The organism is Blastopirellula marina, from assembly GCF_002967715.1.
Classification (GTDB): Bacteria; Planctomycetota; Planctomycetia; order Pirellulales; family Pirellulaceae; genus Bremerella; species Bremerella marina_B.
Map to the genome: position 1 here is coordinate 68,843 of NZ_PUIA01000017.1, position 21,109 is coordinate 89,951.

16 protein-coding genes are annotated in these 21,109 nt (G+C 55.4%); 5 read left to right on the forward strand and 11 right to left on the reverse strand.

From position 1 onward, the window contains the following. Positions 1-133: 133 nt before the first annotated feature. The gene (locus C5Y96_RS06230) at positions 134-376 is read right to left on the reverse strand and encodes a hypothetical protein (RefSeq protein ID WP_146115539.1); all 243 of its coding nucleotides are present in this window, start codon (positions 374-376) and stop codon (positions 134-136) included. Here C5Y96_RS06230 and C5Y96_RS06235 point away from each other — a divergent pair. Continuing rightward, entirely contained in the window at positions 366-710 is a 345-nt protein-coding gene (locus C5Y96_RS06235; RefSeq protein WP_105351802.1) for a histidine triad nucleotide-binding protein, read from the forward strand. The two genes, C5Y96_RS06230 and C5Y96_RS06235, sit on opposite strands and share 11 nt — an antisense overlap. A 33-nt stretch (positions 711-743) precedes the next feature. Here C5Y96_RS06235 and C5Y96_RS27265 read toward each other — a convergent pair whose 3' ends face one another. The 5 genes from C5Y96_RS27265 to C5Y96_RS06250 form a co-directional block, all read right to left on the reverse strand. Beyond that, positions 744-920: a hypothetical protein gene (locus C5Y96_RS27265; protein ID WP_158261116.1), complete on the reverse strand. Its 177-nt coding sequence runs from the start codon at positions 918-920 to the stop codon at positions 744-746. After that, complete coding sequence (locus tag C5Y96_RS06240) at positions 917-2,464, reverse strand: anti-phage dCTP deaminase (protein ID WP_105351013.1); 1,548 nt, start codon at positions 2,462-2,464, stop codon at positions 917-919. The genes C5Y96_RS27265 and C5Y96_RS06240 overlap by 4 nt, the downstream gene beginning before the upstream one ends. 96 nt (positions 2,465-2,560) lie before the next feature. Then, on the reverse strand, positions 2,561-3,697 hold the full coding sequence (locus tag C5Y96_RS06245; RefSeq protein ID WP_105351014.1) for a hypothetical protein: 1,137 nt from the start codon (positions 3,695-3,697) through the stop codon (positions 2,561-2,563). Positions 3,698-4,016: 319 nt separating this feature from the next. Further along, positions 4,017-4,142 carry a hypothetical protein gene (locus tag C5Y96_RS27975; protein WP_261341381.1) on the reverse strand — a complete coding sequence of 42 codons (126 nt, stop codon included), beginning with the start codon at positions 4,140-4,142 and terminating at the stop codon, positions 4,017-4,019. Positions 4,143-4,163: 21 nt separating this feature from the next. Beyond that, on the reverse strand, positions 4,164-5,630 hold the full coding sequence (locus C5Y96_RS06250; RefSeq protein WP_105351016.1) for an arylsulfatase: 1,467 nt from the start codon (positions 5,628-5,630) through the stop codon (positions 4,164-4,166). 427 nt (positions 5,631-6,057) lie between these two features. Between C5Y96_RS06250 and C5Y96_RS06255 the strand changes: the two genes are divergently transcribed. The 4 genes from C5Y96_RS06255 to C5Y96_RS06270 all read left to right on the forward strand — a co-directional run bounded on the left by C5Y96_RS06255 (position 6,058) and on the right by C5Y96_RS06270 (position 11,145). After that, the gene (locus C5Y96_RS06255) at positions 6,058-6,498 is read left to right on the forward strand and encodes a DUF4198 domain-containing protein (RefSeq protein ID WP_146115540.1); all 441 of its coding nucleotides are present in this window, start codon (positions 6,058-6,060) and stop codon (positions 6,496-6,498) included. Positions 6,499-6,612: 114 nt separating this feature from the next. Then, on the forward strand, positions 6,613-7,539 hold the full coding sequence (locus tag C5Y96_RS06260; RefSeq protein WP_158261137.1) for a DUF1559 domain-containing protein: 927 nt from the start codon (positions 6,613-6,615) through the stop codon (positions 7,537-7,539). Positions 7,540-7,630: 91 nt separating this feature from the next. After that, positions 7,631-9,358 (forward strand): sulfatase-like hydrolase/transferase, encoded by a 1,728-nt coding sequence (locus tag C5Y96_RS06265; RefSeq protein WP_105351023.1) that lies wholly within the window; start codon positions 7,631-7,633, stop codon positions 9,356-9,358. 26 nt (positions 9,359-9,384) lie between these two features. Further along, complete coding sequence (locus C5Y96_RS06270; protein ID WP_105351026.1) at positions 9,385-11,145, forward strand: sulfatase-like hydrolase/transferase; 1,761 nt, start codon at positions 9,385-9,387, stop codon at positions 11,143-11,145. 9 nt (positions 11,146-11,154) lie between these two features. Here the strand turns inward: C5Y96_RS06270 and C5Y96_RS06275 are convergent, their stop codons facing one another. From C5Y96_RS06275 to C5Y96_RS06295, 5 genes are all read right to left on the reverse strand, one after another. Continuing rightward, positions 11,155-12,237, reverse strand: a complete 1,083-nt coding sequence (locus tag C5Y96_RS06275; RefSeq protein WP_105351029.1) for an alpha/beta fold hydrolase — start codon at positions 12,235-12,237, stop codon at positions 11,155-11,157. A gap of 130 nt (positions 12,238-12,367) precedes the next feature. Further along, a complete protein-coding gene (gene ppc, locus C5Y96_RS06280) occupies positions 12,368-15,085 on the reverse strand; it encodes a phosphoenolpyruvate carboxylase (RefSeq protein ID WP_105351031.1) in 2,718 nt (905 codons plus the stop codon). Positions 15,086-15,640: 555 nt separating this feature from the next. Then, complete coding sequence (locus tag C5Y96_RS06285) at positions 15,641-16,846, reverse strand: cytochrome-c peroxidase (protein ID WP_105351034.1); 1,206 nt, start codon at positions 16,844-16,846, stop codon at positions 15,641-15,643. Beyond that, positions 16,846-17,793 (reverse strand): DUF1559 domain-containing protein, encoded by a 948-nt coding sequence (locus tag C5Y96_RS06290; RefSeq protein ID WP_105351037.1) that lies wholly within the window; start codon positions 17,791-17,793, stop codon positions 16,846-16,848. Before C5Y96_RS06290 ends, C5Y96_RS06285 begins: the two co-directional genes overlap by 1 nt. Positions 17,794-18,038: 245 nt before the next feature. Beyond that, positions 18,039-21,071 (reverse strand): CHASE domain-containing protein, encoded by a 3,033-nt coding sequence (locus tag C5Y96_RS06295; RefSeq protein WP_105351040.1) that lies wholly within the window; start codon positions 21,069-21,071, stop codon positions 18,039-18,041. Positions 21,072-21,109 lie beyond the last annotated feature (38 nt).

Sequence of the window (21,109 nt, forward strand, 5' to 3'; positions counted from 1 at the left end):
TCGAGTAAGAACCGAGTTGGCTCGTCGCATCCTTGCGAAGGCCAAGTCGAAAGAGAGTTCGCCGGGAGCACGCATCTTGCCATGCTTTCCAGCGTCTCCTAGGTACCGTTTCGGCACGCGCTTTCACACGAGTTCACACAATTTCCTCCGCTAGCGATGCCATCACGCGATAACAAAACGAGCATCCAACCGCATCGATGAAATCTAAGTCTCCATGGCGACTTAGGTTTGTTAAGAAGCGATCGAAACCAAACGTGCATTCATCGAAAATCGCTTGTATGAAAATTTTCTCGCCAGCTTGAACCATCAGGCGGAAGTGGTAGCCTGAACAGCGAACGAGTAACCCCCAAGCAAAGGCACCCATGATGTCGGACAAGACGATCTTTAAGCGAATCATCGATAAAGAAATCCCCGCGGACATTATCTACGAAGACGACCAATGCCTGGCCTTCAAAGACATCGCCCCCAAGGCCCCCACGCACGTGCTGATCATCCCCAAAAAGGAAATCGCCACGGTCGATGACCTCGCCGACGAAGACGCCGCACTGATTGGCCACATGTGGATCGTCATCCGCAACCTGGCCCGCGACCTGGGCCTGGAAGACGGCTACCGCGTGATCGTCAACTGCAAAGAAGCAGGCGGCCAGGAAGTACCGCATTTGCATTACCACCTGCTGGGTGGCCGGCAGATGACTTGGCCCCCGGGTTAGTAGCCATTTCAATCTGGCCTTGAAAGCAATCGTCTATTTTACAGACTGATTTTCACTTTGCTCACCAAGAGACGATGCCTTTACAGGCTCTCGAGGTGTAGGATTTGATGGCTTTGAGCTTTCAACCAAGAGATTCTTCTTCCATTCAGGCCAGCTTTGGATGGTTGCATTAGCTTTGGCGATCACTTCTAGAATTATCGGATCAGTCATTGGCCTTCTCCCAACGAGTTTCCTGAAGCTTGTAATTTCCCAAATACTTGGCAAGCTTGCAACTCAGAGTCCAAGTATGAATCAGGATTCATTTGAATTCTGAGCTTAGCTGTGCGAATATCCCATTTTTCGCGCTTTCCTGTATTTTTATCTTTGCGTACAAGGCGATAACTTGACCCCAAATGCATAGAAAAAAGGTCAAAAAAACGTCTCGGACCAATTCCGACGAAGGGCTCGAAGTGCACTTTAACCGAGTCTTTGCTTCCAGCTTCTAACGCATCCAGACTTGAAAGAATGATTGAGTCATCGTGAAATTGAAGTGCCTTGCTCTTTGCGTATGGCTCGACATATACAACTCGCTTCAAACCTGCTGCTACTATGTGCTTTGCACAATTGTGGCATGGAAATGTTGTTGCATACATCGTAGTTCCAACGGTGGATTGACTATTCCGTGCGCAGGAAAGCAATGCTTCCATTTCAGCGTGAACAACTCGCCCATACTCCGTAAGATTCTTTATAGAGCTTTCCTCAAGAAGGGCTCGCAACAGTCCTTCATCAATTTCCAAGCCGGACTCTTTGCTTTTAGCTTTAGAATTCTCAACAATTTGATTAATAATCCTAAGCTGTTCCACTCGATTTGAATCCCCCTCTTCTCGAGTGTAATCACGCCCTCTATCTTCATCCCAACACTCCTTTTCGTGCAGGCTTGAGTCAGGCCAATACAAACCGCCCCCCGGGCGTGGACAATCATTCGCACCGGTCGCAAGAATCTCTTGATTTCTTGCAATAACAGCTCCAACTTGGCGAGACAAATCTGCTGACCTGAGCGCGGCCGAAAAGGCCATGAACATCGCGAATTCGTCGAATGTTGGCGTGTAGAATGGGTTTCCAAACCAAATTTCCACCATTCGCTTAATTGAAGAACGGAGTTTTCCATGTTCACGTCCTGCGCTCACAAAGAAATCTGCGAGATGGAATGTATCGTTCAATCGCTGACCATGTTTGACCTTGCTCTCTTCGCCATCTCGATCAATTAGGCTTTGAGCGTCATTCTCAGACATTCCAAGATCGTCGATTAGATGCGTTCTCCTACGATCTTCCTCAGAATGAATTGCGAGCAGAATAAAGCCAAAGGGGTAGATCAATCGAAGTTGCTCAACTTCTTCGGGCCTCTTCAGCGAATCTATAATGAAAACCGTCTTGGGCAGTGGATTATTATTGCCACCAGACTTCTCGATTCGATACGCATTTATTCTCGTTGCTGCCCCTAAAGCAAGCACGGAATTATCACCCGAACTTTCTCGAATATCATTCCCCAAACCCATCAAGCGTTTGATTCGTTGATACTCGGATTCCGGCTCAAAACTATTAGGTGCGAGGAGTTCAATGACATCACTCGATATCTTAATCAGCTTTACTTCGTAGCCGGCTAGTCCAAGACGCTCCCGAAGAAGCTCAACTACACGTTGCGATTCAGTACCAACTGCGTTAACCAATCCAATGATTAGTTCCGAGTGTTGTCCAGATTCCTGGAGGCTTGTCATTAACTGGCTCTCAAATAAGTAACTCCTTGATTAGGGTACGTGATACACCCTCCAGAATGGTGTTTCCAGTATAAAATTTCTGCTTTGAACGACTTTTTAGCGATACAGCGAAGTCCCACCAGGCAGATAGAACGTCGGAGCACTCTTGGCTCCGCTGGAGATTGGCATGGCGTCGATCTGGCGGATCTCGCGGCGATCGTTGGGAACGGACGTCGTTCGTGGTTCTGTCTGGTCGGAAGCCAGGCGACCTCCGTTGGAGTAGAAACCTCCGCTGACGCCTTCTTCACGGGGAGTGATGTCCTGCTGATGGCCGACCGGCATGATGGGTCCGGTCAGGGGCGATGGACGATCTTGATCGTCGCGGGCCAAAGCGACTTCCTTACCTTGAGGTTGTGGGCTTTGACCGCGGACAATACCAACGCCGTTGTCAGGCTGCTGCTGATTGGAAACCAGTTGAGCCGGAGCGTAGCCGTCGATCATTCCTTCGTTCGATCCGTCGCGAACCCAGTCCAACCAGGCAACCTGCAGGCTGCTTAGGCTGGGGTGACCGTAGAACTTATTGGTAGTCGCGGTCCAGTTGTTAGTTCGCATCCCTTCGCCGACGTACTGCACGTACTTCTGCTTGCCACCTTGGGCGATCAGAAAGCGAGCCAGCGAGTAGCCTTGGGCGTACAGCGGCAGGATATCGGCCGGGTACTCTCTCATGGCAAACATCTGGTTGAACGCAATGCCGCGATCACTCTTCAGGAAGCGGTACAGCAGCGTCGTGTTCTTATCTTTTTCCGAGGTATGCTCGACAGTCGTGCAGGCTCCTTCGTCGGCCCAGCGTGGCAGCGGACCGCCAAAGTGGGTGGCGAAGATCGTGTGCAGAATCTCGTGCGGCAAAACGCTATCGAGGATGCGTTCACGTGGGCCAAAAATTTCCATGGTCCAGTTAAACGGCACGCCTTGATGGAAAGCGAAGCTCGTTTGTCCGCCAGCACCACCGCCAACCTTCACGGTAATAGGGCATGGCTGCGACCAGGGAGGGAGTTCGCGTCCGAGCCATTCGTTGGCCAGGTCGCGACGATAGACTTCAGCGAGTTCAAGAACTTGTTTGGCCAGTTGCGGGTCTTGAGCGGTCACCAGAAAGTTGGTTCCGCGAACGCTGGCGGCAGAAGCGACGGCGACCAGGAAGGTCCAGACGCACATCGTCACCAAAGCGTGACGAGTCACGCGAGCATCCATGCTCATATAGCAGGCTCCAAGCAATTGGGTTCCCGTCCACTCCGTCGCATCATGCGGTGGCTTGGCGGCAACATATTCAGGCTTCGCTGTCGTGCATCCCGTGGGTTGTTGGGGTCATCGGAGCACAGACAGCCGGTTTCGATACGCTGCGGGGCGTCAATCCGTTCAGCCTCATCGCTACGTATCGCCGACTTGTAAAGTTTTCAAAGGCTAACGAAATGGACGCATCGTTCCTAGGGCAAATTCCCGTAAAAATGACGCTAGCAGCCCATTTTGACTTAAGCCGTAGCAGTAAAGCATTGCTTCGGCGGAAGATGTCAAGACGCTATTTCTCTTTGGTCGCGTTCTTCACCACCAGCAGAATGACCGTAATCAGGACGCCAACCCCAACCAGGCAGCCGCCTCCCAAAATGGCCAGTACCAACAGTTCCATCATTCCAATACCGGCCATGGGGGCGTGTACCTTTCCTGCTTACTTCTTACCGTCCAGCATCGGAATGCGGAACAATTCCGAAGTGGTATGGGCCTCTTTCATGGCCGCTTCCGCTTTGGCGACGATGTCCGGATGCTCTGCGGCAACATCCTTCGATTCACCTGGGTCGCTCTTCAGGTTGTAGAGCTCAAGTTTGCCAGCTCCGGGGACCTTAGGACGCATCATGTTTTGGCGAATCGCCTTCCAGTCTCCCATACGCACGGCCTGCTGGCCACCATAAGCACGGAACTCCCAGTAGAGATAGTCGCGCTGCTTCTGCTCTTTGCCCAGCAGTGTCGGAAGCAAGCTGATCCCGTCGATTCCCTCAGGCGTCTTTACCCCAGCGATTTCAGCAAAGGTTGGCATTAAGTCATAAAACGCTGCCGGGCGATCCGACACCGTGTCAGGCTTTACGTGCCCTGGCCACTTCACGATCAGCGGCACGCGAATGCCCCCTTCGTACAAGCTTCCCTTCAGCCCCTTGAAGCCGTTGGCAGAAGCGAAGAAGTCCGAGTCGCTGCCACCCAGTCGATCGTAGGTCGGCCCATTGTCCGAACTGAACATGACAACCGTGTTGTCGGTCAGGCCCTTTTTTTCGATCGTGTCGAGGATCGCACCGATGTCGCGGTCCATGTGGGTGATCATCGCGGCGTAGCCTGCGTGCGGCTGGGGATGTTTCAGGTAGCCATGGTGCTCGTAGTCGTCTTCCTTCATATCGGCATATTCTTTCAAGTCTTCATTGGGAACCTGAATCGAAAGATGCGGCACGGCGAACGGGAGATAAAGGAAGAACGGTTTGTCGGCATTAGCTTCGATGAACTCGATCGCCACGTCGCGGAACTGGTCTTGCGAGTAAGTCTCGCCATGCAGTGTGCGGTCGTTCCCAGGCTGCACCTGCTTTTCACGATTGCGCCACAAGTATTTGGGGTAGTGATTGTGGGCGTGGCGTTGGCAATTAAAACCATAGAAGAGGTCAAAGCCTTGCTTGTTTGGATCGCCGGTGGTGCCGAAGTGCCCCAGGCCCCACTTCCCGATTGCTGCTGTCGCGTAGCCCTTCTGCTTGAGCATCTCGGCAATCGTGACCTCTTCATCCGGGATCGGATTCTGACCAGGGTACTCAGCCCCCAACGCCTTCGTTTCGGGAAGCATCTGACCGGGGTCACCATTGTCGCGAATGTAAGCATGCCCGCCATGCTTGCCGGTCAGCAGCACGCATCGCGAAGGAGCACACACCGCGTTGCCGCAATAGAAGTCGGTCAGTCGCATGCCGTCCTTGGCCAGCTGGTCCAAATTCGGCGTCTTGATTTTTTGCTGACCGTAACTGCCCAGTTCGGAGTAGCCGAGGTCGTCGGCCAGGATGAAGACGATGTTTGGAGCACGTTCAGCGGCATCCGTAACCGCAGGCAATTCCATCAGGCATGCAAGGCCCAGTACGAACACGCTCCAAGTGAAAAATGTGCGAGACATTGCGACAAGCTCCGATCCAACGATTAAGGCAAGAAGATATCCAGGGAAATCACAGTATGTTTTGTTCGGCACCCAACGTCAACGCGCGAAGCGAATCGAGCGAGTGACTCAGCCAATATAACCACACCCTTTCAGCACAACTTCGCGAGATCTGGCGGATTAAAGGCCATCTATTTTAGTTTTTGTATTTATTCGGCATGCATCCTATCGAATTATTCGTTGATGAAAGTTTCTGAAAAAAGAATAATTGGCACTATCAGTCAACAAGTGGCTGCTCCCTCTCCATGCTCAATATCGTGTGTCCCCAATCGCCCCATGTCATTTACGGAAGACTGGGGAATCTCCTTTGCTTAGCCGCATGAAGCACGGCAAATGCAACCTGAATCATTCCAATCTTCATCGGACCAACGACCCTGCGGAGAAACTCATGAGTACACGCTGCGTTACCGAGAGACAGCCGAAATACCTGTCTGGCCTGGCGACTCTCTTGGCAACTTTCCTCGTCCTGTTTATCGGCGGTTGCAGCAATAGCAGCGATGTTCAGCCAGTTAGCGGAACAGTCACGCTCGACGGTCAGCCACTGGCCGGAGTGATGGTTCGCTTCACGCCTCAGACCGGCGAAAAGCGAACGACCTCGCTGGGCAAGACCGACGAACAAGGCCGCTATGAACTACGGTATACGTCGCAGCAACAAGGGGCACTTATCGGCATCCACAAAGTGCAGGTGGTTAACATCGACGGACTACCGGAACCAGGCATGCCCAAAGCCCAAAAAGTCCCCAAGCAGTACGACGTCCAGTCAGAACTGACGGCCGAAGTGACTCCCAGCGAGAACATTTTCAACTTCGAACTCACCTCGAAGAAGTAAACCATCGGTTTGATCTTCGCGATCGAGCGGCTCTCACCCCTCCCATGACGCGGCCCCACCGCCAGCATGAATCCATCTTGTTCTTATTACTTTATTTCGCCGGAAACTGATTTCATGAAACGTCAACGAACTGGTTTTACGCTTGTCGAACTCTTAGTTGTGATCGCCATTATCGGCGTGCTGATAGCCCTGCTGTTGCCTGCGGTACAGCAGGCCCGCGAAGCCGCCCGGCGTATGCAGTGCAGCAACAACTTGAAGCAAATCGGCCTGGCCATGCACAATTACCACGATACGTTTGGTGGCTTGCCAGCCGGCTGGATAGAGAACGGCAACGACCAACTGCATGCCTGGGGAACTTTGATCCTACCGTTTATCGAACAGACCGCCCTGTACGACAACATGAAGCCCGACTTTGGCAAGCAAGATTCCGCAATTACCGATGACAAAGCCGGAGCGATCCTCCAAGCCTACCGCTGCCCTTCCTCGGTGCTGCCGGAACGCAATGCAGACGGACTAGGCACTTCCAATTACAATGCCAATCATGGTGCAGTTTGGAACGGCGTAACGAGCAATGGTGACGAGGCCGACCGCAACGGTGCCCTCTTCACGCACAACCATTCGTACAAGTTCCGCGACATCACCGATGGAACGAGCAACACCATTCTAGTCGGCGAAGTCGAAGGAGACTCGCGGCCTGATAACAATGGCTTCCCGGTTTGGGCCCAGATTCGGGGGATCACCAATGCCTCGGGGCTTAACGGAAATGGCAATCGCAATAACGCCGTTTACGCCTACGGCCATAAAGACAAGCCGATCAACTTCGGCCTTACGGCCAATGGTTGTGAAGCAGGCGAGTGCGACGAGAGCTACCAGAGCCGTCACCCAGGCGGTGCCATGTTCGTCTTCGCGGATGCCAGTACCCGCTTCATCCCTGAGACGATCGAAACCGGCACGCTTAACCCATGGCAAGCTGGCGGTCCCGACGGTGTTTGGGTCATGCTCAACATGCGGCACGATGGTAAGGTCATTGGCGAATACTAACGTCAGGACCTCACTTGAAAGTCGCGTCCCTGGGATCTATTTCCCGGGACGTCTCGCCAAGCCGACAACTTCCCGCGATAGGTTAAAAGTTATGATCCGCCGCTTGATCTTCGCCTTCATTTCGATCGCCATATCGATCACCATTGCCTCGTCAATCAAAGCGGCGGAAACCATCAGGCCAAACGTTCTATTCATTGCCATGGACGACCTGAACGATTGGATCGGGTGCATGGGTGGACATCCGCAAACGATCACACCGAATCTCGATCGGCTGGCCAAGTCCGGCGTGCTGTTCACCAACGCTCACTGCGCGGCCCCGGCCTGCAACCCATCGCGAATCTCGGTCTTCTCAGGCATTGCACCGAATGTTTCCGGAGTGTATGCCAACAACCAGGTACTGCGCGAGGTCCTGCCGGACGTCGAGTTGCTCCCTAAAAGCTTCTCGAAAAACGGCTACCGCTCGACCGGTTCCGGCAAGATGTTGCACTACATCATCGATGCCCAGTCGTGGGACGATTACTTCCCCGAGCCGGCTTCTGAGATGCCCATTCCCCATACGCTTTACCCCGACAAGCGTCCCGTCAGCCTGCCGCGAGCCGGTCCTTGGCAGTACGTCGAGACCGACTGGGGCGCGCTTGAGACGACCGATCAAGAGTTCGGTGGCGACTTCACCGTCAGCCAATGGGTCTCGGAGCAGTTGGCCCAGAAACACGACAATCCTTTCTTCCTGGCGTGCGGCATCTATCGCCCGCATGAACCGTGGTTCGTACCGGCGAAATACTTCGAGCCCTTCCCGCTTGAGTCGATCCTGATCCCGCCGGGATACAAAGAAGACGACCTGGCCGACCTACCGCCTGAAGGACAACGCCAAGGCCCCAACCGCTACTTTGCCCACATCCAAAAGCAGGGCCAGTGGAAACACGCGATCCAGTCGTATCTCGCTTCCATTCACTTTGCCGATGCGATGCTCGGACGCGTGCTCGATGCCCTGGACAACAGCGAGTACGCCGACAACACGATCGTCGTACTTTGGTCCGATCATGGCTGGCACTTGGGGGAAAAACAGCACTGGCAGAAGTACACGGCCTGGCGTGTATGCACACGCATCCCTTTGATGATCCGCGTACCCAAGAACTGCCCTGGCCTGCCTGAGGGAACGTCATCAGGCATCTGCAACCAACCGGTCAACCTGGTAAGCCTCGCTCCAACGCTTTTCGACCTGTGCGGCCTGCCACCCAGCAAAGTGCACGACGGACCAAGTCTTACTCCGCTGCTAAAAGACGTCGACGGCCAGTGGCCTCACGTTTCGGTGACCTGCTTACACAACCCCGGCGATTACGGCCTGAGCGACAACCGCTGGCGATACATTCACTATGCCAACGGTGACGAAGAACTGTACGACATCGCAGCAGATCGCTATGAATGGAACAACCTGGCCGCCGATCCCAAGTACGCTGACAAACTAGCCGAGCTTCGTGCGAAAGGTCCCACCAGTTTCGCCAGTAAGCCTGAGCCAAGCATTCAGTCACTCAACAAACTGACGTGGGTTACCTTAGGGGACGACAAGGCTCCCCCTTCGCGGCCCGACGGTTCGCAATTCCCGGTCTTCTTCATCAACCAATCGGAAGCACCGGTCAAGCTGTATTGGGTTGACCGAATGGGACAGCCAAAGTTCTACGAGGAAATCCAACCTACCAAAACGGCTCGGCAAGCCACTCGCCCTGGTGCCATTTGGCAAATCACTAACCTGCAAGATAAGCCGCTAGGCTATTTCAAAGTCGATGATCGCTCGGCCCAGGCCATCATCCCGGCTCATTAGATCCCCCTCGCACCCCAGGTGAATGCATGTTTGCTCGTCCACTTCGATGCCTGCTGATGATGGTCGCGTTTAGTGCGTCCAACGCAGCGGCGGCGTGTTACGCAGCCGACCAGCCCGACAAGCACCCTAACGTGCTTTTGATCTGCGTTGACGATCTTCGCCCAGAATTGAAGTGTTACGGGGCAGACCACATCCTTTCCCCCAGCATCGATCGTTTGGCGGAAAGTGGTGTGATTTTCGATCGTTGTTACGTCCAGGTAGCCGTCTGCAATCCATCGCGGGCCAGTACGTTCACCGGCCTGCGACCAGACAAGCTAGGCTGCTGGACGCTGCCGTTTCACTTTCGCGAAACGCTGCCTGAAGCCGTAACACTACCGCAATACTTTCGTCAGCATGGTTACACATGCGAAGGTATGGGCAAGATCTTCCACAACCCCTGGCAAGACCCGCGTTCGTGGAGTCGCCCTCACCGCTGGCCCGACGCCGAGCTGACGAACTATTCACCAGAGCAGAAAGCATTTCGCAATAAGGTTGCCCAGACCATCGCAGAAGACGACTGGCGCTACAATAACTTGCGAGGCGTGATCGCTAACGCTCCTGATATTGCCGACGTCGAACACCACGACGGCGAGCTGACCGTCATGGCCATCGAACGCTTGAAAGAGCTTTCTCATAGCCAGCAGCCGTTCCTGTTAGCCGTGGGCTATACGCAGCCTCACTTGCCGTGGTGCCCGCCCAAACGCTACTGGGATAAGTACAATCGCGACTCGCTTCCCTTGGCTATCAATCCTTATCCACCGAAGAATTCGCCCGAGGTTGCCGTCGGAACAAATTACGAGATGACTCACTATGCCGACGCCATCCACGTTCCTAAGCCACATGTAGGAAGCGTGAGTGAGGCAGAAGCTCGCCGGTTTCGCCATGCGTACTTCGCCAGCGTTTCGTTCATCGATGCCCAGGTAGGTCTGCTGCTGGATGCCCTCGACCAGCAGAAGCTGACCGACAACACGATCGTCGTTCTGTGGAGCGATCACGGTTGGAAGCTGGGAGAACACAACGGCTGGGGAAAGATGACCAACCTGGAGATCGACACGCGGATCCCGATGATCATTCGCTCCCCGCAAGCTCAGGCCAACGGTCAACGAACCAATCGCATTGTCGAATCGCTCGACATCTTCCCCACGCTGTGCGACCTGACCGGACTTCCGGTTCCTGAGTTCCTCGACGGCCAGAGCGCTGCCCATTTGCTCGATGATCCGGCCGCGCCGCACACCGGCGTCGCCTATAGCCAATACATCTGGCGACCACTGATCGGCAACGGCATCCGCACCGATCGTTGGCACTACATCGAGTGGCGCGGCATGGACGACGCCACCATCAAGCACCAAGAGCTTTACGATCACGCCAGCGATCCCCAGGAAAACGTTAACATTTTCGGCCAGCATCCCAAGGTCGAAGCCGACCTGCAGGCCCGCGTGCAAAAGGTACTCATTCCGCACAAGATCGTTCTGCGTCCTCAGATTCACTCGCAAAGGAATGGCCCGCGTAAGAACCTAACGCTCGACAATCGCTACGACGGCACGGTCCGCGTTACCTGGATTGATGTGTCAGGCCAACGACGTAATACGTTCGATCTTATGCCCGGTGAGAAACGTCCGTTCGGCACGTTCGTCGGGCACGTCTTCTCGATCGAAAGCCTGGATGGGCGTTATCATGAACTTCTTACGATCACGCCCGACAGCGAAACCGTTCGCCTGGGAGATCACGCGATGGCTCCCGACAAGTAAGCCGGCAACTTACTTCTGCAAGAAACTCGCAATTCCTGGCACACGGTCTTCCCAGTCGTCGGGGAAGTGATGGCCGCCGGGATGGGTCTGACTCTCGAACATCCACTTCGCCTTACCGCACTCGCGAGCCCAGATCTTCACCAAAGGGGCATGCGGCTCTTCGTCGCCGTGAATGAGGACAAACCGCGCCGTTCCCTTCTTCGGATCGAGTGAAGGCCAGGCTAGTTGACTGATTAGACTACCACCCGGGGAAAGCGCCACGCAGCCCGCGTACAAGTCGGGATGTTCCTCGGTCACCAACATGGCATGTAGCGCTCCTTGCGAGAAACCGAGCAAGTAGACGCGATTCAAATCGACCACGCCGTCGAACAGCGTTGAGTTCACGATCGCCTGCAGGTCTTGGTGTGTTGGCTCGACTGAGTCGTCCGACCACTGATAGTAGTCGCCATGCGTAGGAACACTGCCTGGCACCACCACGGCGACAAGCCCCTGCTTGGCCCATAGCTTGGCTTCGTCCAGGTAGTTCAGGTGACTATCGCCGTATCCGTGCAAAAGCAAAATGATCGGCCAGCCTTGCGGAGGCTTGTCGGTTTCCGGCCGAACGGCGATTGGCTGGCCGACATGGTCGGAGGCCGCGATGATGTACCGAGTGCGAATCGTGGCCAGCGATTCTTGAAAATCACTGCGGCGGCGAATCTTGCCAAGTTCGTCATCGCTGAGCGCGGTGGGGAAGTCGTCGAAGCCACGCTGCATTGCCTGCCGGAACGCTTCAAGCGCTTCGTCATGCTTGCCCGACAGTTCGTAATTGCATGCCAGCTGATACATCGGAAAGGCAAAGTCGGGATCAGCATTGCACGCGTCGACGTACATCTCTTCCGCCGCATCGTACATACCCTGAGCCTTGAGCGCGTCCCCCTTCTGCAGAAGCTCTTCAGCCTCGCTGCGCGACTCGGTCAGCTGCGCCGGCTGCCAGTTATTCAGCCAAACCACCGGCCGCGGCACGAAACGTGGTACCGACAAATCAGCTGTGGGACCACAACCTATGGCAAGGACGAACCATCCCCATAGCAGCACAGGTAGGATGCTTTTCATGGCAATTGTTGGGGGAGTTGGAAAAGGATTATGGCTAGGATTGATAGTCTACCGTTTTACCACCAAATTCCTAGCATTTCTTTCCAAGTTAAAGGAATCCCAACATACGGCAGCATTCCCTGTGTGTTGCCTAACCTGTCGAACGCAGACCGGCGGCAATGCCTTGGATGGTGAGCCGGATCATCTGGGCCAGGCCGTCGGTTCCTTCTTCGTCGGGAGCCTCGCCACTTTCGCGACTTTGCTTGATCAATTGAATCTGAATCAAATTCAACGGATCGACATAAGGGTTGCGGCTGCGAATGCTGCGATTGAGCCAGCCGATCTTCTCTAGAAGTTCATGCTGCTGGCGAATCAAGCAGATCACCCCGCACGACAAACGATACTCTTCGTCGATCATCCGCCAGATACTTTCCTGGGCTGTGCCAGCCAGCTCGGCGTAGTCACGAGCGATGTCCATATCGGCCTTGGCCAGGGCCAGTTCGGCGTTATCGATTGTGGCCTGGAAGACGGGCCACTCTTGATACATCTCTTGCAGAGGTTCCCAGTCTCCACCCTGGGCATCGACCAGGGTGCGAATACCAGTCCCCATGCCATACCAGGCCGGCAACAGTTGCCGCGACTGGGTCCAGGCAAACGTCCAAGGAATCGCTCGCAGATCCTTGAGCGATTTACGAGCACGACGCCGCGCCGGACGCGAACCGATCGGCAGGCCTTCGATCTCGCTGATAGGCGTGGCCTGATCGAAGTATCGCAGGAAGTCTTCGTGCGAGACCAGTTCGCGATACTTGGCCAGCGCGGCTTGGCTCATCGACTCGCTCATCTCCTTCCAGTTTTCCATCTCAGGCGAATGAGTCGACGCACTAACCAGCAGCGTTGCGTTGGTCAACTGTTCGATATGACGGTGGGCGATCACGGCGTTGTCGTACCGCTCGGCCAGCACTTCCCCTTGCTCGGTCAGACGCAGCTTGCCATCAACCGCTTGTGGCGGCAACGACTGAATCCCACGAGCGGCCGGACCACCGCCACGACCCAGGCTACCACCACGACCATGGAAGATGGTCATCTCAACATGATGCTTCGCCGCCACCTCGGCCAGGCGTTCCTGGGCCTGGTGCAGGTTCCACGATGCCGTCAGGTAACCGCCATCCTTCGTACTGTCGGAGTAGCCCACCATGATCATCTGTTCCAGCCGTGCTTGCTGTCCCAAGTAATCGCGATAGACCGGCTGCTTGAGCATCGCCTCGAAGATAATCGGAGCCCGCTCTAAGTCGTCGATCGTTTCAAACAGCGGCGAGATCGGCAGGTAAGGCCGCGGCTTGCCGGGATACCTCTGATTCCAAACGTAGTTCCACAGCCACAGCACGGCGACCACGTCGGCCGGCTGATGCGTCATGCTGATCACGTACCCGCCGAACGGCTTCGGTCCGCCGGTCGCCATCGTATCGGCCAGCACGCCGAAGGTGGCCAACACTTCCTGGGCCATTTCGCTAAGCTTGGTCGTATCGATCTTCGGCTGCTCGAGCTGGCAAAGTCGCTTCAGCCAGTCGGCTTCTTCGATCTTCTGATCTTCGGGAAGATCGGCGTACAGGATCTCTCGCAATGCGTTGCGATGAACGTCGGAGTCTTGGCGTATATCGAGCGAGAAGAAATGGAAACCAAACGTTTGCAGGCGATCTTTCCACGGATCGAGATATCGCTCGACCACGCGTCGCCCTTGATGTTCGAGCATGCTCTCGCGCAGCATCTCGACTTCTTCCATCAGCTCTTCTGGCTGCTGGTAGGCAACGTGGTTGTCTCCTTCAACACTTGCCAGGCCTAGCGAGACCTCGAGCCGGAACTCGATCATCTTCAAGTAGCTGCGATAAACTTCGTTCGGCGAGACCTCTTCCAGACGCTGGGCAAGCTCCGTCCAATGTTCGGCAGCGGTGGCCAAGCGTTCGCGAATTTCATCACTGACGGCGGCCTGTCGATCGGAAGTAACCAGGGTCTTCTTTAACTCGCGGCAGTACGAAAGATGACGTTCCAGCGCGGTCTTACGAAGCAGGCTGAGGGTTGTCGCGGTCACCTTGGCGGTCACGAATGGATGCCCGTCACGGTCGCCACCGATCCAGCTGCCGAACGTGAGAAACGGCTTTAGCTCGAACTGATGTGTGGGGTAATAGCGAGCCAGGGCCATTCGCATTTCGTGATAGATCTGCGGAGCGACATCCCACAGAGCTTCCGCGAAGAACAACCCACGCTCGACCTCTCCCATCACGCCTGGCCGCTGGGGACGCAGCGAGTCGGTCTGCCATAGTAGGGTCAGATCGCTTAGAGCGGCCTGGTAGTCTTCGTCGTGCGGATGATCTTCCAGGTATGGCAAGTGATCGCGCAGACGTCGCAGCAGTTCGCGCGTTGTTCGGCGTTTAGCTTCGCTGGGGTGGGCGGTGAAGACCGGCGTGATCGCCAGGCGGTCTAGCCAGTCCTGCATCTCGGCAGCCGTGCAGCCACTGGCGCAAAGCTGGCGAATCGCATCGGCAATCGACTCACTGCGCGGCAGGCCCTCGGCTTCCGCTTCCTCGGCGCGCTGGTCGAGAATCCGCACGCGATGGTAGTCTTCGGCCAGGTTGGCCAGGTCGAAGTAGAGACTCAGCCAACGAATCACGCTACGCAGCTGCTGCTTGGGAATACGACCGATTTCGGCCAGCAGACGTTCTTCGGCATCGGGCATGCCTGACCGGCGTTCGAGCGACATTCGGCGTATGCGTCCCATCGTTTCGGCCAGCGAATCACCGACTTGTTCGCGAACGACCTGGTCGAGCAACTCAACCAACAGATTCAACCCAGGCACATGCTCTTCGTGATACATGTTCGTACTCGTCTCGCTTCTTCGGATGCCTAATCTTCGCCTAGATAATAGGTTAACGCGAATCGATAACGATTCGTAGGGGGAGATTCCGACCAATAACCGGTTAACGCCCCTTAAGACAACCCAGAAAGAAGCATCGAGAGAAAAGCCCCCGGCAACCGCACTCTAGTGGGGAAGCACTAAGGGGATTCTGCGTGAAGACTCCGATTGTTTTCCTTAGCGAGATACACGTCGATTCGACGAAGTTCCTCTTCCTGAAGTCTAGAACGAGACGCTAATCGGAGCGGCATACTGGCACGTTTTGCCATGATCTGGAGATGCAACCGTTCAATCTCAGCTTGTCGACGTCCATATTCTCGTTCCCGGCGAATGTAGTCCGCGACGGGCCGCATCGCTGGCAGCAACAGAAAAAGAATCGTCACGCAGATCAACAGATTTCGTAGCGAGAATCGCATCGCAATCACTCCCGTTGGAGGTAAGCACTTCTTGCTACTCTAATCGCATTGCGTTTCCCACTCCAGCAATTGGCGAGCCCCCATCCGCCGTAGGGTGTGACTAAGGGGCAGCGTGCAGGCCAGGTAGCTCAGGGGGACGGACGCGGAGCTTCGGTTCTTCCAGCGACGAAAGGAACGCGGCCAGGTCTTCCAGGTCTTGTCGATTGAGCCCTAATGGCTTCAGGTGGGGCGACTTGGTCGGGAAGCGGGCGTCGTCTTGCTGGTGCTCTTTGCGTTTGAGAGTCGGCATACCGGCGTTGTACATGTTCAGTACGCCTTGTAGATGAAACAGTCCGTTGTGCATCAGCGGCTCGGTCGAGGTCACGTCGCGCAGGACTGGCGTGCGAAAACGACCGACATCATTTGCCTCGCCGGTGATTTCAAAGCGACCGAGGTCTTCATACTTGCGGCCGTAGTAACTCAAGCCGACATCGTGAAACTTTCCGTCACTCAGCAGCGGGCCATGATGGCAGTTCATGCAGCGAGCCTCGCGGCGAAACAGGTCCATTCCCCGGATCGCCGCATCCGACATCACGTCGGACTTCCCTTTCAAAAACGCATCGAAGCGGCTGCGACCGTTGACCGTCATACGCTCGAAGCAAGCAATCGCCTGACCGACACGTTCGAGCGTGACCTCTTCATCACCAAACGCTTCACCGAACTGCTTCTGATAGGCGGTGATGGAGGCGACCGTCTTCACCACATGATCGCGGCTGGCATGCATTTCGTCGGGATTCAACAGCACGGCCACGGCTTGTTCTTCCAAAGACTCGGCCCGGCCATCCCAGAAGAATTTCTCTTGATGCGCCGCGAAACGCGTCGTCGGAGCATTGCGGGCAAGCATCTTCCGCGCGTGACCAAAGCTGGTCGTGCGACCATCGGTCCAGGCCAGGTCAGGGTCGTGACACGAAGCACACGCGATCTGTCCGCTACCGGAAAGACGTGGGTCGAAGAACAACGCTTTGCCGAGCGATTCTTTCGCCTGATTGTGCGGATTGGCGGCAGGATGGACAACCTCTGGCAGCAGCCCGATCTCTTTCCATTGCACTCCTTCGTCGACGTGTGGCACAGGCCATGTATCGGGCTTCTGCGAGTAGACAGCGCGTAGCCCCTCGGCACGAGCTTGCCGCGCCAGATCCGTTTGCTCGGGGCGAACGGCCCGCTTGGCATCGGCGGTCGCTACTTGAGCCTTGGCAGAAGCCGTTAACGCTCCCAGCAGCAAAAGTGCCGAGAGCGTACATCTTCGTTGGAAAGAGTTGGGTCGCATTAGTTCTCGCTGACGATCTCGCCACCATCGATGGTTAACAAGGCACAAATCACGTCGACGCTGGTTGTCTCGGTGACGAATTTCACCGAACCATCGGCCATCGAGACATTCGCGCCGGCGGGGTGAAAAGCGTAGATCGACCACTTGTTCACGCCGTTGACCATTTGCGGACCTGGGTCATCGAAGCGATCCATGGGGTCGGTTTGCGTCTCGTCGAACGTCCAACCTTTCATCTTGGCGATGTTGGGATCGGCCCAGCTACACAGCGAGTTGTACATCGACCCGCTGCTGGTCTCTAAACCGCTATCAGGGACCAGCTTGTTCTTGTACCAGTACTGCGGTCGCCCAGCACATTCGACAACGCCGGCGGTGTGCGAGGTGCCGTCGGTGATGTCACGCATCCGGCGTCCCTTCTTCGCATCCTTGACTGAACCAGTAAAGAAACCGTTGTAGTCGTTGGGTTCGGGGATTGAAGCGAAGTCCCATTGGTCGGAGTTCGGCCCCTGGCTACCAATGTAGTCGGCCCCCAGAGATCCCCAACCGTCGGTTCCCGTTTTGAACTTGGGGTGTGGGATGGGGCTGCCGGGAGTGCTCGGGCAGAGCATGAACGGCACCGGAAACTGAACCGCTTCCTTGTTCTCCACCGCATTCCACTTCACGCTGTAATCGTACAACTCGGCCAGTGGGTTCTGTTCCATGTACGGCAGGATTTGAGCACCCCAGTAATGGATCGCACCGCTATTGGAAATCGCTCCGGGGAACCCTCCCATCGTGTCGTGGAAATTATGGAAACCGAGACCGATTTGCTTCAGGTTGTTCTGGCACTGCATCCGCCGAGCGGCTTCCCGGGCCTGTTGCACTGCAGGCAGAAGCATGGCGATCAGGATTCCGATGATGGCGATCACCACCAACAGTTCAACGAGCGTAAAGCCTTTACGCAAAGACATTTAGGCCACCTTTCTTCGATTCATCGGGGGGAGGGTTGGGCAGGCGAGAAAGGCTGGCGGCGGCTGACCTTAAAGAGACGATGTCTCAACAACACCCTTTTAGCCTACTAACCGTTAGCATGAATTGTCAACGGCTACCGACCTAAAGATTCCCGCAAAACAGAACCTGCGGCCCAGGAGAACATTCCGCAGGGTACGAACAGCGAAGCAGATCGCACCCTGTTGTTGCCGTAGCGATGGAGCAACTAGATCACCGCCGATTGCATCGCTTCGGGGTGGTACTGCTGCAGCACTTCGATCAGTCGCTTGCGGTCGATCGGCTTGGTGGTATAGTTCGAGCAGCCAGCGTCCAGGCACTTCTGCAGGTCGCCAGCCATGGCATGGGCCGTCAGAGCGACGATCGGAAGCGTGCATCCTTTCTCTCGCAACAAACTCGTTGCCTGATATCCGTCCATCTCGGGCATCTGCATGTCGGTGAGAATCACATCGAAACGTGATGGCACTTCCAGCGGGCCATCGACCGTTCCGTCCTGGGTCATCTGCTCGACGGTCAGCTTGCCGTTCTCGACGGTAGTCACTTCGGCACCGGCTTTACGAAGATGGAACGAAATCAAACGGATGTTGTCAGGGCCATCCTCTGCCAACAGGATTCGCATCCCCTGCAGGGCATGGGTCGGCAACTTCGTCGAACTCTCGATGGCTTCTTTCTTCTGCATCGCCGCAGCACACGCTTCGTCTGGGGTGAGCCAGTTGTTCTCGTTGATCTTTTCGAGTGCCAGGGAAAGACAGAAGACACTCCCTGCTCCTGGCTCGCTAGTAACGCTGATATCGCCGCCGAGCATCTGGGCAAGACGCTTGCTGATTCGCAGGCCAAGCCCCGTTCCACCGAAGCGGCGGGCCGTTGAACTGTCGGCTTGGACGAATGCCTGGAACAGTCGCTGCAGTTGGCTTTCGGTCATGCCGATGCCGCTATCTTCGACGGACAGTCGCAGGCTATTCTGCGATGGCACGTAGCATACGCGAAGTCGAACACGACCGATCTCGGTAAACTTGATCGCGTTGCCCAGCAGGTTGACCAGAATCTGCCGCAAGCGGATCGGGTCGCTATCGATGATCATCGGAATATTGCTTTCCACGATCGAATCAAGCGCTAACCCCTTTGCGTTTGCTTTGACCTGCATCAGATCCATCACGTCGCGTACGAGCGCATCGAGACGCATTGGTACCGACTCGACCGTCATCTTGCCCGCTTCAATTTTCGACAAGTCGAGAATGTCGTTGATGATCGCCAACAGATGCTCGCCGTTGCGGCGGATCGTATCGATATACTCCAACCTCTCTGGGTGATCCGTATCGGACGAAGACTGTTCGGCCAAGAGATCTGCATAACCCAGAATGGCCGTCATCGGCGTCCGGATTTCATGGCTCATATTGGCGAGAAACTCGCTCTTACTTTGATTGGCTTCTTCGGCCTTTTCGCGAGCTTCGCGAAGATCGGCCTCGGCATTTCGCTGCACGGTTACGTCGCGAAGGGCCGTCAACAGGTACGACTTCTTGTAGGTTTGCGTTGGATTCTCGAACACGACCGCATGGAGTTCGATCAAGCGATTGGTACCACGAAGCCCCGTCATTTGAAACTCGACACAGCAAGGATGCCCTACCAAGGCATCACACAGGCTGCGGATTACCTGGCTATGGAACTGCCTAGGTATCTGTTCGAGAATCGATCTTCCGCGGATCTCTTCCTGGGACCTGGCCTCCCACAACTCTAAACCGGCCGGATTGGTCTCGAGCACGCATCCATCGACGTCCAGCAGATTCACCCCCACCGGTACGTTTTCGAAAATGGTCGTGAACCGGCGAAAGCCTTCCTCGGCTTCTTCTTTGGCCGTTTTCAGATCGGCCGTCATCGACTCGGCCAGTTGAATCGCTCGCAGACGCGACGTCCCCATATTCCAGACCATCGCCGCCAGCAGCACGGTCAACGTCCCGCCGATCACCGTGGTGAAAAACGGACGCAGAAAGAGTGCACTGGTATCGAAGTTAGGATTACTGCTGATCTGCACGGTCCATTGACGACCACCAAAAATCAACGGATACGACTTAGAAAAGATCGGCAGATAACTGTGCTTTTCGTCGTCACTTTTGAAGTGATAGCCATGGTCGCAAAACAGTTTGTTGGAAGGATCGATGGCCATTGTGTCATAAACTTCGACATCCACCTTGCCGTCGCCCGATGCAAGAATACCATCAAGTGCCAACTCTGAAGTAATCGGCATGTAGACCCAACCCAAAAACGCCTCTTCGCGTTGTTGCCTGGTATCGAGCGAAACGCCAGGCTGGTAGACAGCCAGATAATAAAGAAACCCATTGTGGTGCAGTTGATCCTGAACCAGGTTGATCTTCGCCGTTAAAGTCGGCAAGCCCGTAGCACGTGCCGTCTCGGCGGCGACGCGACGGTTGATTTCCGAACCAACATCCAGCCCCCAGGCAGCTCGGTTTGCGGCCAGAGGTTCGATATGACAAATGACAAAGTAATCGTCGTATTGATCAAGATTTCCTGCGGTTTTAATCCGGAATTCTTTGCCTAGCTTCTCCTCGGACCAAGCCATGAACTGGCCGACATCATCCTTTTTTACGCTTTGAATAAAGCCCTGCCCCATCGCGCCTTGAAAGCACACTTGGGGATCGACTACTTTGCAGTACTCACGGAACTCGACGAGCGTGAGTTCTTCGGTGGCTTCGTGAAGACCGCGCAATGCCTTTAAACCATCTTCAAATTCTTTCATACGCCGGGCGACTTCCGTTCGCACTCGTTCGCCCAGAGCGTCGAAGGCTACTTCCGACTGGCGGTGTGCTTCGCAGGCCATCCAATATGCAAAGAAACCGGTCACCGCGACACCGCAAACCAGGACCAATGTCGCCGGACGCATAACGTCGGTCGAGACCTTTTGAGTGACCGGCGACAACTTTACGCCCCAGGAGGTCATCAAGCGATAGATAATCAGCGGAGCTGCAATCAGCAGCGTGACCGCCATCCCCAGCATATGCAAAGCGAAATTAGGTAACTGAGGAATTACCAGCGGCAAGACCAGCGTCGAGACGACTTCGGCCAGCGCAACCGCACCAACGACCTCGGCCGTACTTCGAAGAAGATGCTTGTTTGCCTGCATGCCTGCCCTGCCCCGGACAACTATCATCTCGGCTCGCCAGGCAACCGCTGCCCAGGCGTTAAGATCGTTATCGGTTACCCAAGAGCGAAGCAGCGCCCAAAACACACAGAAACCGCTAGCATTTCGTTTTACCGCAGATCATT

Excerpts from the sequence above, each read along its gene's own strand:
- C5Y96_RS06235 (WP_105351802.1), top strand. The coding sequence starts at position 366 with ATGTCGGACAAGACGATCTTTAAGCGAATCATCGATAAAGAAATCCCC.
- C5Y96_RS27265 (WP_158261116.1), bottom strand. The coding sequence starts at position 920 with ATGACTGATCCGATAATTCTAGAAGTGATCGCCAAAGCTAATGCAACC.
- C5Y96_RS06240 (WP_105351013.1), bottom strand. The coding sequence starts at position 2,464 with ATGACAAGCCTCCAGGAATCTGGACAACACTCGGAACTAATCATTGGA.
- C5Y96_RS06245 (WP_105351014.1), bottom strand. The coding sequence starts at position 3,697 with ATGAGCATGGATGCTCGCGTGACTCGTCACGCTTTGGTGACGATGTGC.
- C5Y96_RS27975 (WP_261341381.1), bottom strand. The coding sequence starts at position 4,142 with ATGGCCGGTATTGGAATGATGGAACTGTTGGTACTGGCCATTTTGGGA.
- C5Y96_RS06250 (WP_105351016.1), bottom strand. The coding sequence starts at position 5,630 with ATGTCTCGCACATTTTTCACTTGGAGCGTGTTCGTACTGGGCCTTGCA.
- C5Y96_RS06255 (WP_146115540.1), top strand. The coding sequence starts at position 6,058 with ATGAGTACACGCTGCGTTACCGAGAGACAGCCGAAATACCTGTCTGGC.
- C5Y96_RS06260 (WP_158261137.1), top strand. The coding sequence starts at position 6,613 with ATGAAACGTCAACGAACTGGTTTTACGCTTGTCGAACTCTTAGTTGTG.
- C5Y96_RS06265 (WP_105351023.1), top strand. The coding sequence starts at position 7,631 with ATGATCCGCCGCTTGATCTTCGCCTTCATTTCGATCGCCATATCGATC.
- C5Y96_RS06270 (WP_105351026.1), top strand. The coding sequence starts at position 9,385 with ATGTTTGCTCGTCCACTTCGATGCCTGCTGATGATGGTCGCGTTTAGT.
- C5Y96_RS06275 (WP_105351029.1), bottom strand. The coding sequence starts at position 12,237 with ATGAAAAGCATCCTACCTGTGCTGCTATGGGGATGGTTCGTCCTTGCC.
- ppc (WP_105351031.1), bottom strand. The coding sequence starts at position 15,085 with ATGTATCACGAAGAGCATGTGCCTGGGTTGAATCTGTTGGTTGAGTTG.
- C5Y96_RS06285 (WP_105351034.1), bottom strand. The coding sequence starts at position 16,846 with ATGCGACCCAACTCTTTCCAACGAAGATGTACGCTCTCGGCACTTTTG.
- C5Y96_RS06290 (WP_105351037.1), bottom strand. The coding sequence starts at position 17,793 with ATGTCTTTGCGTAAAGGCTTTACGCTCGTTGAACTGTTGGTGGTGATC.